Below are 14,154 nucleotides of genomic sequence, written 5' to 3' on the forward strand. Positions count from 1 at the left end.
GAGTGAGCATGTACACAGAAGCGACCGTTACCGTCGCGCCGCATCCGGATGCGAACCGGCAACTGCTGGTGCCGGTCGGGCTGCCGACGCCGCATCAGATGCCTGTCGGGTTTGCTGTCGAGGGTGGCTATTTCACGCTTGCCGGAGAAACGACGACCGGTCAGATGGCGGCGCTGGTGACACCCGAGCCGGGCAAGGAGCTGATCTTCACCTACCGCTACCGGCACGAGGGACCAGGCTATCCGGAGGCTGTCTTTACGCCGCAGCGGAACCGCTTCACCCGGGCAGCGCAGGACCTGGTCTTCGATGCGATCAACATCGCCGACAGCCAGCCGGACGGTCCTGCAGCCATCCAGGCGCTCGTCAATGCGGCAGCGGAAAAATTCCGCTACGCCCACCCGGAAAGGCGTTTTAACGAGGGCTGTGACGAGGTTCCCTATCTCTCCTGCGGCCTGACGGAAGGCTCCTGCGTCGACATCAACACCTATCTGATCGCAAGCCTTCGGGCCGCAGGCTTCGAGGCCGGTTACATCACCGGCTATTTCTTCCCTCAGGAGAAGAACGGCTGCTGCGACGACATGCATTGCTGGGTGGTGACCCGCCATGAAGGCGCGGTATTGGAATGGGACATCGCCCACCACTTGAAGATGGGTACGCGCGACATCGGCTGCGGCCTCAATCCGAAACCCGGCGATCGTGTTGCCGTTGCCCATTCCATGGGGCTCACGTTTCCGGAGCTCGGGATCTTCTGCGAGAAGCTGATCGCTGAACCGAAGTGGATTTCTGGCGACGGGCTTGAGAAAGCGGAGATCACGATCCGAAGGGAGATTGCAGGGTAGGGGTTCTCCCGGGTTGTCATCCCGGCGGCAGCGAAGAGCCGGGATCCGGGAACCTTCATAAGCAGTTGATTGTCATAAGCTATGGAGGTTCCTGGGTCTCCGCTTTCGCGGAGATGCCAGTTTGTGGTGGTGTCTGGCTCCCTGGAAAATCGGTGCGCCCAATTGCGTCGCATCCAATTGAAGCTTGCTGAGCGGCAGCTCACCCCTTCGTCCGGCTGAAGACCATCGTCTGGTTGGCGAGGCGGTCTTTGGGGCCGATCCAGGCGTATCCAAGTAGTGCCGGTTCCAGCTTGGAAACGGTGATCCGGTGCGTGTGTTCCGGCGGATTGAAGATCATCGATCCCGGCGCATAGACCCCTTGGTGGTTTTCGGAGACCGACCCGGAGAGGCAGATGTAACTCTCCCAGATACCGCTGTGGGCATGGGCCGGATAGGTGCAGCCGGGGGCAAAGAGAACCAGCCCCAGGATCACTTCCGTCGTCAGGATCGGCCCGTTGGGGCCGCAGATCTCCGCATAGGCATAGGTCTTGTCGAGACCGCGGGGAACCTTTTCATAGCCGTATTGCCAGACCAGGTGCTCGCGGACACTGTCGATCGAGCGGATCAGCGGTGCCGTGCGTTCCTGCTTGCCTTCGTCGAGCGCGCGTCTGAGATGTGCGGTGACGGGCTTTTGCGCGGGCGAGTCGAAGCGGATTTCCGCGTCGGATTTCTGCACCCTTGCGAATGCCTCGCGAACGGCGCGCTGATGGGCGCGGATCTTGTCGCTGCCGCCAGAGGAAAGGAAACGGTAGGCCTCGTAAAATTCCTGCAGCAGATAGCCCCAGTCGGGATAATCCGCGAGCCGCTTCTGCGCCAGGATGTCAGGATCGGGCCGTTCCGCCTTCAGCATGCCGTTTTGCCTTCCAGGTTGCACCAGAGACTGCTTCAGCCAGCCTAGTGGAGCGAATTTGACATTTGAGTCCCGCTCGCGGCTAGGCTGATGCTCAAATGTCAAATTCAAAAGCTCCACTAGAATCATATATTTATCTAGTGGTTCTTATGATTCTGACATTTGCTCCAGCGCTAGCAGCAGGGGGATGCAAATGTCAGAATCGAACCACTAGCCGCTTCCCGCAAGCCGGCAATCCCAAATCCGGTATCGTCCCGTACCGCTTGCGGCAGATGGTCTCTTGCGCGGCCAAAACGGCCCGCTAATCTGGCCGGACATTTCGCAGGACATTTCTCATGACAGTACTGATCGTAGGGGCCGGTATCTCCGGCCTTTCCACCGCCTGGGCTTTGACCAAGAAGGGTGTTCCGGTAACGCTCCTGGAACAGGGGCCCATCCCCAATCCGCTGTCCGCCTCCGGCGACCAGCACCGCATCATCCGCCGGGCCTATGGCGGCCAGGGCGGTTATCAGCGCCGCATCGGCGAAGCCTACCATGCCTGGGACGAGATGTGGGTCGACCTCGGCGAGAAGCATCTGGCCGAGACCGGCTTCATGCTGATGTCGCAGCAGGAAGGCGATGGCGGCGATGTCTATCGCAACGGGCTGATCGAGGGCGGTTATCCCTTCGAGGAGCTGACGCCGGAAGAAACGGCGGCCCGCTTTCCCTTCGTTGATCCGGCGACCATCCGCTACGGTGCCGTCAGCGACGAGGGCGGGGTGCTGCTCTGCCAGAAGATCGCATCCGGCCTGAAGGACTGGCTGATCACGAAGGGGGCGGATGTCCGCGAAAATGCGGCCGTTGCTGCCGTCGATACCGCTTCCGGGGCAGTGACGCTGGCCGACGGCACGCGGCTGACCGGCGATCATGTCATCGTAACGGCGGGAGCCTGGACGCTCGGTCTCTTTCCGAAGCTCGACATCAGCCTGACCACCTACCGCACGGCGGTCGTCTATCTGACGCCGCCGGAAGATCTGCTTGAGGCCTGGGAGCGGGCGCCGGCCATTCTCGACCCGGGTGGACCGGTCGATGGGTATATCCTTCCCCCCGTTGCCGGAACGGGCCTGAAATTCGGTGCCGGGATACACAAATACAAGGCGACCCCCGATACGGACAGGACGGCCAAGGCGGGCGAGGGCGAGACCTTGCGGGATTATTTCTCGCCGCCCTTCTGCCGGATCAAGGAATACCGCGTCGATGACGTGGTCACCTGCGCCTACACCTTTACCTCGGACGAGCACTTCTTTGCCAAGACCGAAGACAGGGCGACGATCGTCTCGGCGTGTTCGGGGCATGGCTACAAGTTTGGCGCTGTTGTGGGATGCAAGCTCGCGGAAGGCATCGTTGCCGGCGAGATGGATACCGCACGGATCTGGCTGGAAGCACGGGACTGATCCCGGTGGACAGGTGAATGCACGGCAGTTGAAGAGCCGCCGTGCCCACCGGCGGTTCCACTTGCAGTGACTGGTATCGTTTCCGGCGTCGCATGCATTTGCCGGATGCGCCCCTGATCGTCGGCCCGACAGGTTTTGCGTCGCTTGCAAATCAGCTATGCCTGCATGGGGAGCCAGACCTTTTCGGCAAGTCGAAGCGCAGCAAGAACGAGGAAGCCATGTCAATCGAGATCAGACGCCTGACCGGTGACACTCTGAAAAAGGCACTCGGTGATCTGGCCTCCTTGCGCATCTCCGTCTTCCGGGCCTGGCCTTATCTCTATGACGGCACCGCGGAGTATGAAGCCCGCTACCTGCAGCGCTATGCGGACACGGACGGTGCCGTGATCGTCGGGGCTTACGACGGCGGCAAGCTGGTGGGCGCGTCGACCGGAGAGCCGCTCGGCCACGAGCTGGAGGCCTTTCAGGCGCCGCTCAGGGCACATGGTTTCGATCCGGAAAAGATTTTTTATCTGGCCGAATCCGTTCTCGATCCAGCCTATCGCGGCCGCGGCATCGGTCACAGGTTTTTCGACGAACGCGAGGCCCATGCGCGGGAGATGGGCTATGATGAAGCGATCTTCTGCGCCGTGATCCGGCCGGGCGACCATCCGTTGAAGCCAGCGGATTACGCGCCGCTCGATCCCTTCTGGAAAAAGCGCGGCTACGAAAAGCTTCCGGATGTCATCGTCACCTTTCCCTGGCGGGATCTCGGCGAGGGCCGTGAGAGCGAAAAGCCGATGCAGGTATGGTACCGAAAGCTGTGAGACACACGACGGCGCTGTTTGGAATGAGCGCCCGCAATTGAGATCAGACCAGCGATCCGGAGGCTGAGCGCACATTGCGCGTGGCGGCATCGATCTGGGTCGTCGCGGCAGAAATCGCCTTCATGTTGTTGGTGATCAGCTCGACGCCCTGCGCCGCCGACTGCATGTTGGCGGAAATGTCGTTCGTGACGGCCGTCTGCTGATCGACGGCACTGGCGATGCTCGCCGCGATCTCGCCGATGTTGCGGATCACGGTAACGATGGTCTCGATCGACGAGACGGCGTTGCCGGTCGTCTCCTGGACCGAGTTGACCTGTGTTGAAATTTCTTCCGTCGCCCGGCTCGTCTGGGCGGCGAGGCTCTTGACCTCGGCCGCGACGACTGCAAAACCCTTGCCGGCTTCCCCGGCCCGAGCCGCCTCGATCGTGGCGTTGAGCGCCAGGAGATTGGTCTGATCGGCGATGCCGTTGATGAGCTCGACAACGGAGCCGATTGTCCGGGCGTCTTCCGAGAGACCTGACATGATCGAGCTGGAGCGCTCCGCCTCGCCGACCGCATCCTGCGACACCTCAAGGGCGGTCTGGACCTGTCGGCTGATTTCCTGAATGGAGGCGACCAGTTCCTCGGCAGCAGCTGCCACGGTTTGCACGCTGGAGGAGGTCTGTTCCGATGCAGTGGTGGATTGCTGCGCCTGGTCGGAGGCTGCAGAGATCGACTGGGCGATCTCTGCCAGATCCGTGTTGATTTGCTGCTGGGTCCGCGTGCGGTGCTGGCGCTCCTCCACCTGCCGGGTGATGTCGGTTGCGAATTTCACCACCTTGAAGGGACGGCCTGCCGCGTCCAGGATCGGATTATAGGTCGCCTGAATCCAGATCTCGCGCCCGTCGCTGCCGATCCGCTTGAATTCACCGGCCTTGTAATCTCCTGCCGCCAGATCGTCCCAGAATTGCCGGTAGCCGGCGCCGGACCTTGTCTGCTGGTCGACAAACAGGCTGTGGTGCTGGCCGCGGATCTCGTCCAGCGCATAGCCCATGGCCTTCAGGAAATTGTCGTTGGCGTCCAGGATCGTGCCGTCGAGATCAAAATGGATCACCGCCTGGGAGCGGTTGATGGCGGCAACCTGTCCCTCGTTTTCCGCCTCGCGCTTCTTTGCGCCCGTGATGTCGGCGGCGAATTTGACGACCTTCACCACCTTGCCGGCGGAATTCACGACTGGATTGTAGGATGCCTGGATCCAGACTTCCCGGCCGCCCTTGCCGAAGCGCAGAAATTCCGCCGCCTTGAACTCACCCGCGGCAAGGTCATGCCAAAAGGTGCGGTACTCGCTGCCGATGGCGTAGGCCGGATCGACGAACATTCTGTGGTGCTGCCCCTTGATCTCCTCAAGGGCATAACCCATGGCGTCCAGGAAGTTCCGGTTGGCGGTCAGGATCCGGCCATCCGGTTCGAATTCGATCATTGCCTGTGACCGGCCAAGTGCCTGAACAACAGCATCTGCCGAATTTGAACGAAGGAACGCCAAGATGATCTCCCAAGTGAACGCTTAAATTAACGCTGCAGTTTTTACCGAAAAAAGTTAATACGATTCAAAGCGCTAACGGCGACACACCAGATTTCTACCAAGGGGAGAGAACACCCCTGCAGGCAGGGCGCGAATAACAGGATGAATTTTCGCCTTTATAAATTCAGGCGTGTAGGTACATTTACGGATATTTCTGGTTAGATTAGATAAATCAATAGCTTAACTATTTTTTCCAAAGCGTCATAAATAGAGTGTGAGTTTTTCCGATTTCATGGTGGCCCTTTAGCGTGTGAGCGCATCTGGAGGCAGGTTTAACCTGCCTCCAGGGAGAAGGGGCGAGGAAACCGGCGTTATTTCAGCGACCAGCGGATCGTGACGTTGGCACTGATCTGCTCTTCGCCGGCCTCGATCGGCACATCGCTGGCCTTGGCCATCATCATGCCTTCGGCGCGCATCATGTAGGGCCGGGGCATTTCCGTGCCGGTCTCGGTGATGGAAACGATCGTCCCAAGGTCGGCACCGGCGGCGGCGGCAAAGACACCGGCCTTGTGGCGCGCGTCCTCAACGGCTTTCTTGCGCGCCTCGTCGAGCTTGACTTCCGGATTGCTGACCTCGAAGCGGATGGAATCCACCGCATTGGCACCGTTCTCGACAACGAGACCGAGAAGCGTGCCAAGCTTGGCAAGGTCGCGGACCTTTACCGAGACGCCGTTGCGGATTTCGTAGCCGACGATATCCGGCTGGCTGGAAGAACTCTTCGAGTGATCGTAACGCGGGTAGATGCCGAAGCCGCTGGTCTGGATGTCGCGGGCTTCAACGCCGCTGCCCTTGATCGCTTCGATGACGCCGGCAATGGCGGCGCTGTTTTCGCTCAGCGCCGCATCGGTGGTCTTGGCGGACGTAACGACGCTTGCGGTGATCACGGCCATATCCGGCGAGACGGAAATCGAACCGCGGCCTTCCATCGTGATGCTGCCGGTGGGCACAGTTTCCTGCGCGAATGCCGGAGCGGCGCTCACGAGAGCCGCGCCGAGACCGGCTGCGAGAACCGCTTTGCGCAGGACGGGAAGGGGCAGAAGGAAAGGCGATGTCATGTGATTTATCCTTGAGAACAAACACCAATTCGATGTGGGCGACACTCGCCCCCGATTGCGGCGCGGTGATGACAGGTCCGTTCATCTGCGGTTCACCGGCGGGAGCCTGGCCGCTCAGATGAAATCTCCGCGACTTCAGATACTTGGCTTATCTTCGCTCACGCCACCGCCAAGTGGCTGAAAGCCGAGTTCGCCGGTTTGCGACAAAAGAACGGCAATTGAGCGCGAACTTTCGAAACGGGCGCAGACAATGACGATGATCACCGTCAGCGGCACGCACAGGACCATGCCGACAATGCCCCAGATCGCGCCCCAGAACGCGAGCGAGAGCATGATCACCAGGCCGGAGAGATTGAGATTTGAGCCCATCAGACGCGGCTCGATCAGATTGCCGATGGTGAACTGGATCAGGCCGAGGCCGGTCGCGATCGCAATAAAGGGCCCGAGCGTGTCGTAGTAGACGGCCGCCAGCAGGCTCGGGAAGATCACGCTGATGAGCGAACCGATGGTGGGAATGTAATTGAGCAGAAAGGCAATGAAGCCGAAGAGGGCCGCGTAGGGCAGGCCGATCGCGATCAGTACCAGGCTGGTAAGGATACCGGTTGCGATGGAGACCGCCGTCTTGATCGAGAAATAATGCATGATCGAGCGGTTGATCTCCGCCCTTATGGCAAAGGCCGCTTCGGCCCGTTCCGGCGTCGTGAAGAGGCGCTGCAGCTTGCGGTCGAATGTGGACTGCTCCAGTACCAGGAACAGAACATAGATGAAGACCAGGCTGGCGGAGCCGGCGATCGTCGTCACCAGGCTGGCTCCCGCCGTGACCATGCGCGGCACGACCGAGTCGGGCAGAAAATCCTTCATCTCGATCGGATCATTGAGATGCAAATGCGAAGAGGCCTGGTTGAAGAGTTCCTCCAGCCGTCTCTGGTAGGTGGGCGCGTCCTGGGCGAGCTGGGTCAGGTTGACGGTGACGATGTCGAGCACCATGGTGCCGGCAAGGAAGATGGTCAGCAGCGCCATTGAAAAGGTGACGGCGCCTGGCAGGTACCTGCCGGCCAGCGGGATCTTCGTAAAGAGATGGGCCAGCGCGTTGATCATGTACCAGACGATCAGCGCGATGACGAAGGGCAGGATCAGCGACCGGCCGACCACCAGCAGCCAGCCGATCAGGGCGACAAGCAGAACACTCAACGTGACGGTGGCAAGCGGGGAACGCATGGAAACTCCGGCGGGCGGCCCCAAGTCCTGCTTTCCCGGGCAGGATTGCAGGCAGGGGGATCAGGCTGGTTCTTCGGTCGGTATTGCTTTCCCCATTTAGAGCGCATGGGGCCCGCGAACGGAACCGCTTTTTCATGATCCGCCCTTGGTGATCGCTCAAGACGCGTCAAGCCGTCCTTTCCAGAGCTTTTTCAGCCAGCCGTTGCAAACCTCTTGCTCCGAAATTTGACCATGGTATAGGGAACTCAAGGCTGCTGCCCTGTCGGGCAGTCACGCCGTGGGCCTGTAGCTCAACTGGTTAGAGCCGTCCGCTCATAACGGATTGGTTGGGGGTTCGAGTCCCTCCGGGCCCACCACTTCCTTTTCGGGGTGTTGGTTTTCCTGCATTTTTTCCTCTTTTTGTCCCACTGGATTTGACGGTGGAAGAAAGTGGGACATTTATTGGTTCCGATGTGTTTTCGAGATGTGCAAACGCCGACCTAGCGAGACGTTGCTGCTCGGCCTTCTTGGTGTAGATACGGGCGGTTTTAGAGTCGCTCCAGCCGAACACAGCCATGAGCTGGTATTCTGTGGCACCAGCTTCCGCGAGCACGGTTGCTGCGGACTTTCTGAGGCCATGGGATGAGCACTGTTTCAATCCAGCGGTATCGCACCAGTCACGCATCTTGTTGCCAAAACCGTTCGAGCTGAATGGCTTGCCATACTCTGTCATCAGGAACGTTTCCTGATCCTGAGGATCGTGTCTGAGTGCTTCTGCTAGCGCTTTTGCGATCGGCAGAACGAGCAATTCGTTCTTGCTTCCTTTCTGCGGAACCAGCTTGATGGTGTCACCATCGAGGTTGCCGGGACCAAGCTGAACCAAATCCGATCTGCGAATGCCTAGGTTATACAGCAATTCGAACGCCAAGCGGGCAGTGGTGCCGAGAGGATAGTGTTCCCGGAACGTGGCGATTTCGCTCGCGGACCAAGTATGAAATCCGTCTGAGCGGCTGATCTTTGAGACCCCTTCGGCTGGATTTCGCGGCAACGGAAAACGGGCCATAAGATCAAGATCATTCAGCGCCCAATTGAAGAGGGCTTTCAGATATTTCACCAGCTTGTCCGCCGCCGCCGGTGTTTCGCGTCGCTTCATTTGGCTGGCTTCTACATCGGACTTTCGTAGCTTTTGGAATGGATGATGGCCGACAGCCGCGCAATAGCGCCCCAAGACGCTGTGTTTATCCCGTTGGGTTGCCTGATCTTGCTGTTGAAAGGTCTTGGATCGCTGATACTGATCAAAAAGCCAGCCAATTGATCCGGGCTTCCAAGCCCGATGTTCCGCATACGTAGACTGTTTGGCGTTTCCAGCCATGACGCGATGATATTCTGCGGCAAATGCTTCGGTGATATTGCCATTCTCGTCCAGATAGGAGGCCTGCATCCGGTATTTGGGCAGGCCTGGTCGACGCAGATAGATCCGGACGTTGCCGTGCCGATCCGCATCTGCCGAACAATATTTGAACGGGATCTTCTTCCGGCTAGCCGACGGCATAGTCGAACGGGTTTTCGGTGTCTTCATCTTCAACGATTGAGCTTGTCTCGGTCAGATCGTGGAGACTAGATCGGAGGTCATCTACAAACCACCGTCGCAGTCCGCCAATCTTATACCCTCTGGGCATCCAGCCGCGACCGACCCACGTGTCGAAGGTAGTCGGTGAAATGTCGAGCATGTCGGCGGCAGTAGATCGGCTGACAGCCAATTTTGCCGACCGGGAGTGTTTCTGCGAATGGGGCATTACAGTCATGGGTAGCGCTTTAGGGGCGTGCAGGAGATAGAGAGGTCGTTTCGACAATCGGCGCAATTGTGTTGTTCTTGATGAGTTCCTCTATCGCGCCATTTGGAATGAAAATTCCGCCACCAATTCTGACGTGCCGTAGTTCGCGATTTTCGATGAGCTTGCGAATGCGGCTTATCGGCCAACCGGTCCGGTCAGCCAGTTCTTTAATCGATTCCAGTCCCAGAGCCATTGTATCGATTTTTCTCCACTGGTATGAAAAACTTAGCTTTTGCATAGTAGGAAGCTAATTTCTCCTACTTAGTACAAAATTATGTACCGAGGTCAACCCAGAAGTGTCTGAAATTGGCAAACGATTAGCGGTTGTTCGTGAAACTGCCGGATATTCGCAGATCCCGTTTGCGGAAAAACTCGGTGTTTCCCAAAGCTCTTACAAGAACTACGAGCGTGGGGCTTCACCAGTCCCGGTCAGTTTGGTCTCCAGGATTTGCGAGGAATATGATGTGTCGCCGGCGTGGCTCCTGCTGGGCGAAGGACAGATTAAAAGTGACATGAACGGGGAACTGGTCGAAGCGGCCGTTCTTGCTGTGGAAAAATTTGCAAGGATGAATGATTTAGATCCGCCACTTGAGACAAAGGCCAAATTAATTCGATTTGTATATGAAGAGGTAATTTCAGGAAGAGATTTCGGCGATAAAGAACTCAAACGAATATTTAATACGGTCTTGTGAGATCTAAATGAAAAACGAAAAAGCAGAAGTGATCTCTGAAGCGCTTCTAACAAAACTGAACCAGAAGTTCTCTGAAATCTCCGAAAACAATAACAACGAAGGTTTGTTTGGTGGGCTCACTTTCTACCGGAAAAAGCGAAGGATACTGAGCGAAGAGGAGATTCTTCAATTCTGGAAAAGGAATGTTGTCAGAAGCAAAGCCATATCTCTCTGTGTTCTTGTCCTGCCACTTTTCGCAGCATTTCTTTTGTTTCAGGGGGTTATAGCGCCGACATTGGTTTGTTGGATCGGTCTTGGTGTCATGTCGATTTATGCATTTTGCCAGTTGGTGCTGATTGATGGTCTCGAAAGGCTACTCGGAACTTGGAGAGCTGTTTCCTTCAGGAAATCGAGAAAATCCGGAGAGAGAGCCTGGAAGTTTGTCGACCCCTCAGACCTAAACTTTCGAGCCAATTCTCCCTTGGATGCTGCAGATGGTTCGGCGAACTAACGTTGCAACGTGTTGAGCCCGCGCCTAGATATGTCTATATTGCGAACTTGACTTGTGCGTCTATTCGACGTACAAACTTGCGCAATTCCTAATTTAATGCATGCAAAGGAGGCGACAATGTTGGGAGCAACCGATCTCGCATCTTCTCTACCGGAGAAGAGCGATGCTAGGCTGAATATCCGCACGAAAGCCTCGATAAAGGCAGCCATTGAAAAGGCAGCCGAGCTTTCCGGTATGGATCTCAGCACCTTCACGACCAACGCGGCATTTCTGCGCGCGCAGGATGTTATTGCCGCACATGAAAGGACGTTGCTTGCGCCCGTCGATCATGTGGCTTTCTTTGACGCGCTAGAGCGCCCGGCTGCGCCGGCGGACAGACTGTTGGCGGCCGCAAAACTCCACAAGGAGATGGTTATCGACAGTGACTGACATATTGCGGCCTCTCAAATTCGAGCCGTTCGATCCGGATAGTCACGATCGAACGGCTTTTTCATGCGGTGTCGACCAGGTCGATAACTACTTCAAGAAGACCGCGAACAAGCTTCAAAACGCAGGTAACGTCCGCGTGTCCGTTCTACTTGCTGCAGATGGGGAGTTGCTGGGCTTCTATGCGGTAAATGCCCACTCGGTTGCTTATGACAACCTGCCTAAAAAGTACGCTCGAACGCGGCCGAGCCACGGTTCAATCCCAGCCGCCTATATCTCCATGATCGGAGTAGATCAGAGGTTCCAGGGGCAGGGACTTGGCGGCATTTTGCTCGTTGAGGCCTTGAAAAAACTAGCGCGTGCTTCCGAGGCACTTGGCATTGCTGTCGTGCTGATGGATGTTCTGGATTGTGGAGACGAGGGAAAAACCAATCGGCGTCTTGCGTTATATTCCGGATACGGCTTCACGCCTTTAAAGGACGCTCCACTTCGATTGTTCCTGCCAATCCAGGATGTGAGAGCATTATCGAACTATTAGAAATTTCACCTTGAGGCATTCGTTATCTTTCGATGCATCGCAGTATTTTTTAGAAGATTTTAAATTGAATTTAGCTCGTATAAGCTGTGAGAGGAGAAACTGGAACTTTTAGTTATTTATGTTTTACGCCCATTCAGGTTTCGCAGAAGATCGAAGCGATTGGCAGACCTTGCAGGATCACCTCCGGGCGACCGCGGCGTTAGCCAGTGAATTCGGAAAGCCGCTTGGGTTGGAGCGGATTGCCTATTTGGCTGGCCTCTATCACGACCTTGGCAAGTATTCGATTCGCTTCCAGCGCCGTTTGGCCGGATCCGACATTCGGGTGGATCACTCGACCGCGGGGGCGGTGGAGGTGATGGCCGGCGAGGCCGGGACGTCTCCCGTCGCAATGATGCTGCTGGAGCTGATAGCTTATTGCATTGCGGGGCACCATGCCGGCCTGCCGGACCGCAAGAACGAGACGGCGGCTTGTCTCGACCGGCGGCTTGAACTGGATCTGCCCGTTCTTGATCCGGTCTGGAGGGAGGAACTGGGCGAGCTGTCTCAGGCGGTTATGGCTGATTTGGCGCCGGAGCTCCTGAAGACCTTCCCCAAAGGGGAGGCGGACTTTTCCCTTTCGGTCCTGACGCGCATGGTCTTTTCCTGTCTCGTGGATGCCGATTTCAAAGATACGGAAGCATACTATGACAAACTGGAATGCCGGGAGCGGGACCGGGCCTGGCCCAAGCTGCAGGATCTGCTGCCGGGGCTGCTCGCACGATACGACGCCTTTATGGCGGATAAGCGGGACCTGACAAAGCCCATCAACCGGCTGCGGACCGACATTCTCGACCATGTCCGGGAGAAGGCCTTGCAGGTGCCGGGCCTGTTCACGTTGACTGTGCCCACCGGCGGCGGCAAGACGCTTGCTTCCCTCGGTTTCGCTCTGGACCATGCCCGGCTTCACGGCCACCGACGGATCATATACGCGATCCCCTTCACCTCCATCATCGACCAGACAGCGGCGATCTTCCGCAATGTTCTCGGGGAGCCCCATGTGATGGAGCATCATTCGGCCATCGACGAGGAAAAATGGCAGGCGGGGCAGGGGCAGGACCGGCAGCAGGCCGAAAAGCTGAAGCTGGCGATGGAGGACTGGGCTGCTCCGGTGGTCGTGACCACCAATGTTCAGTTCTTCGAAAGCCTGTTTGCCGCCAAAACGTCCAGAGCCCGAAAGCTGCACAACATCGCTGGAAGCGTCATTATCCTGGATGAAGCGCAGACGATTCCCCGGTCGCTGCTCAGGCCGGCCATGCGCATGCTGGACGAACTGGCGAGGGCCTATGGCTGCACAATCGTGCTATGCACGGCAACCCAGCCGGCACTTGGCAAGGAGCGGCTGGCGGGCGGTTTGCCGTTGGAAGGACGCGAACTGGCGCCCGACCCTCATCAACTGGCACAAGAACTGCGCCGCACCACGATCTGCATGGCCGGGGACAGGACCAACGTGGATCTCATCGAAGCGCTGGCTGGAGAGGACAAGACGCTCGTCATCGTCAACAGCCGCAAGCACGCGCTGGATCTCTTTCAGGAAGCGGGGCAGGCTGGGCTTGACGGTTTGATCCATCTGACCACCCGGCAATGCGCGGCGCATCGGCGGGAGATCCTTGACGACGTGCGGGAGAGGCTGAAGGGCGAGGAGCCGTGCCGGGTGATTGCGACCAGCCTGATCGAGGCCGGAGTGGATGTCGATTTTCCGAAGGTCTGGCGGGCGGAGGCCGGGCTGGACCAGATCGTCCAGGCGGCCGGGCGCTGTAACCGCGAGGGCGTGCGGTCCTCAGCGGAGAGCATCGTGACGGTGTTCTCGGCTCCGGACTATCCGGCCCCGCTGGAAATCAGGAGCCTGACAGGCGACATGGGCCGGATTTTCAAGGACCATGCGGAGGACCTTCAGTCGCCTGCCGCCATCGAAGCCTATTTCGCCGAGGTCTACTGGCGCTTGGGGGACAAGGGGCTGGATCTCAAGGAAATCCTGAAGGACTTCTCCGTCAGCCGCAAGGGAACGGATTTTGCCTTCCGGGCGGCGGCCGAGAAATTCCGCATGATCGAAAGCGGCATGGTGCCGGTGATCGTGGGGCTGGACGAAAAGGCGGGGGAGGTGATCCGGCAGCTCGGTGTCGCAAAGTTGTCATCCGGTGCGATCGCGCGGGCCTTGCAGCCCTATGTGGTGCAGGTGCCGCCCAGGGCGCGGGCGCTTCTGGTGGAAAACGGCAAGGCGGAGTTCAAGGCACCGGACCTGCGCGGGGATCAGTTCTGCGTGCTGAAAGACAAAAGCCTTTATCACGAGGAGGTCGGGCTGATGTGGGAAGATGCGGACTATCTGTCGATAGAGGAAATGATGATCTGAGAAAAAG

13 protein-coding genes, 1 tRNA gene and 1 pseudogene are annotated in these 14,154 nt (G+C 58.0%); 9 read left to right on the forward strand and 6 right to left on the reverse strand.

Annotation, left to right across the window (positions count from 1 at the left end; translation table 11 throughout):
* The first annotated feature begins 8 nt into the window (after positions 1–8).
* Positions 9–839, forward strand: a complete 831-nt coding sequence (locus ACX3M4_RS26315; RefSeq protein ID WP_459355939.1) for a transglutaminase-like domain-containing protein — start codon at positions 9–11, stop codon at positions 837–839.
* Between the two features lie 199 nt (positions 840–1,038).
* Here the strand turns inward: ACX3M4_RS26315 and ACX3M4_RS26320 are convergent, their stop codons facing one another.
* A complete protein-coding gene (locus ACX3M4_RS26320) occupies positions 1,039–1,728 on the reverse strand; it encodes a dimethylsulfonioproprionate lyase family protein (protein ID WP_459355940.1) in 690 nt (229 codons plus the stop codon).
* 335 nt (positions 1,729–2,063) lie between these two features.
* On the opposite strand from ACX3M4_RS26320, the gene ACX3M4_RS26325 reads away from it, so the two are divergent.
* Positions 2,064–3,161 carry an NAD(P)/FAD-dependent oxidoreductase gene (locus tag ACX3M4_RS26325; RefSeq protein WP_459355941.1) on the forward strand — a complete coding sequence of 366 codons (1,098 nt, stop codon included), beginning with the start codon at positions 2,064–2,066 and terminating at the stop codon, positions 3,159–3,161.
* Between the two features lie 218 nt (positions 3,162–3,379).
* On the forward strand, positions 3,380–3,967 hold the full coding sequence (locus ACX3M4_RS26330; RefSeq protein WP_459355942.1) for a GNAT family N-acetyltransferase: 588 nt from the start codon (positions 3,380–3,382) through the stop codon (positions 3,965–3,967).
* A gap of 43 nt (positions 3,968–4,010) precedes the next feature.
* Here ACX3M4_RS26330 and ACX3M4_RS26335 read toward each other — a convergent pair whose 3' ends face one another.
* From ACX3M4_RS26335 to ACX3M4_RS26345, 3 genes are all read right to left on the reverse strand, one after another.
* Positions 4,011–5,489 carry a methyl-accepting chemotaxis protein gene (locus ACX3M4_RS26335; RefSeq protein ID WP_459355943.1) on the reverse strand — a complete coding sequence of 493 codons (1,479 nt, stop codon included), beginning with the start codon at positions 5,487–5,489 and terminating at the stop codon, positions 4,011–4,013.
* A gap of 350 nt (positions 5,490–5,839) precedes the next feature.
* Complete coding sequence (locus ACX3M4_RS26340) at positions 5,840–6,583, reverse strand: SIMPL domain-containing protein (protein ID WP_459355944.1); 744 nt, start codon at positions 6,581–6,583, stop codon at positions 5,840–5,842.
* Between the two features lie 135 nt (positions 6,584–6,718).
* Positions 6,719–7,801 (reverse strand): AI-2E family transporter, encoded by a 1,083-nt coding sequence (locus ACX3M4_RS26345; RefSeq protein WP_459355945.1) that lies wholly within the window; start codon positions 7,799–7,801, stop codon positions 6,719–6,721.
* 279 nt (positions 7,802–8,080) lie between these two features.
* On the opposite strand from ACX3M4_RS26345, the gene ACX3M4_RS26350 reads away from it, so the two are divergent.
* Positions 8,081–8,157: transfer RNA gene (locus ACX3M4_RS26350), tRNA-Ile, on the forward strand.
* A 197-nt stretch (positions 8,158–8,354) separates the two neighbouring features.
* On the opposite strand, the pseudogene ACX3M4_RS26355 reads toward ACX3M4_RS26350, so the two are convergent.
* Together ACX3M4_RS26355 and ACX3M4_RS26360 are read right to left on the reverse strand one after the other, a co-directional pair.
* A pseudogene (locus ACX3M4_RS26355) lies at positions 8,355–9,359 on the reverse strand (tyrosine-type recombinase/integrase); the annotation flags it as partial.
* Between the two features lie 236 nt (positions 9,360–9,595).
* On the reverse strand, positions 9,596–9,808 hold the full coding sequence (locus ACX3M4_RS26360) for a MerR family transcriptional regulator (RefSeq protein WP_459355946.1): 213 nt from the start codon (positions 9,806–9,808) through the stop codon (positions 9,596–9,598).
* Positions 9,809–9,911: 103 nt separating this feature from the next.
* On the opposite strand from ACX3M4_RS26360, the gene ACX3M4_RS26365 reads away from it, so the two are divergent.
* The 5 genes from ACX3M4_RS26365 (at position 9,912) to cas3 (ending at position 14,147) form a co-directional block, all read left to right on the forward strand.
* Positions 9,912–10,307: a helix-turn-helix domain-containing protein gene (locus ACX3M4_RS26365; RefSeq protein WP_459355947.1), complete on the forward strand. Its 396-nt coding sequence runs from the start codon at positions 9,912–9,914 to the stop codon at positions 10,305–10,307.
* 7 nt (positions 10,308–10,314) lie between these two features.
* Positions 10,315–10,797 carry a hypothetical protein gene (locus ACX3M4_RS26370; RefSeq protein WP_459355948.1) on the forward strand — a complete coding sequence of 161 codons (483 nt, stop codon included), beginning with the start codon at positions 10,315–10,317 and terminating at the stop codon, positions 10,795–10,797.
* 117 nt (positions 10,798–10,914) lie between these two features.
* Complete coding sequence (locus ACX3M4_RS26375) at positions 10,915–11,226, forward strand: type II toxin-antitoxin system TacA family antitoxin (RefSeq protein ID WP_459355949.1); 312 nt, start codon at positions 10,915–10,917, stop codon at positions 11,224–11,226.
* The gene (locus ACX3M4_RS26380) at positions 11,219–11,761 is read left to right on the forward strand and encodes a GNAT family N-acetyltransferase (protein ID WP_459355950.1); all 543 of its coding nucleotides are present in this window, start codon (positions 11,219–11,221) and stop codon (positions 11,759–11,761) included. Before ACX3M4_RS26375 ends, ACX3M4_RS26380 begins: the two co-directional genes overlap by 8 nt.
* Before the next feature lie 118 nt (positions 11,762–11,879).
* Positions 11,880–14,147 carry a CRISPR-associated helicase Cas3' gene (cas3, locus tag ACX3M4_RS26385; protein WP_459355951.1) on the forward strand — a complete coding sequence of 756 codons (2,268 nt, stop codon included), beginning with the start codon at positions 11,880–11,882 and terminating at the stop codon, positions 14,145–14,147.
* The last annotated feature ends 7 nt before the right edge of the window (positions 14,148–14,154 follow it).

The sequence above is a fragment of the Roseibium sp. M-1 genome (assembly GCF_054515675.1).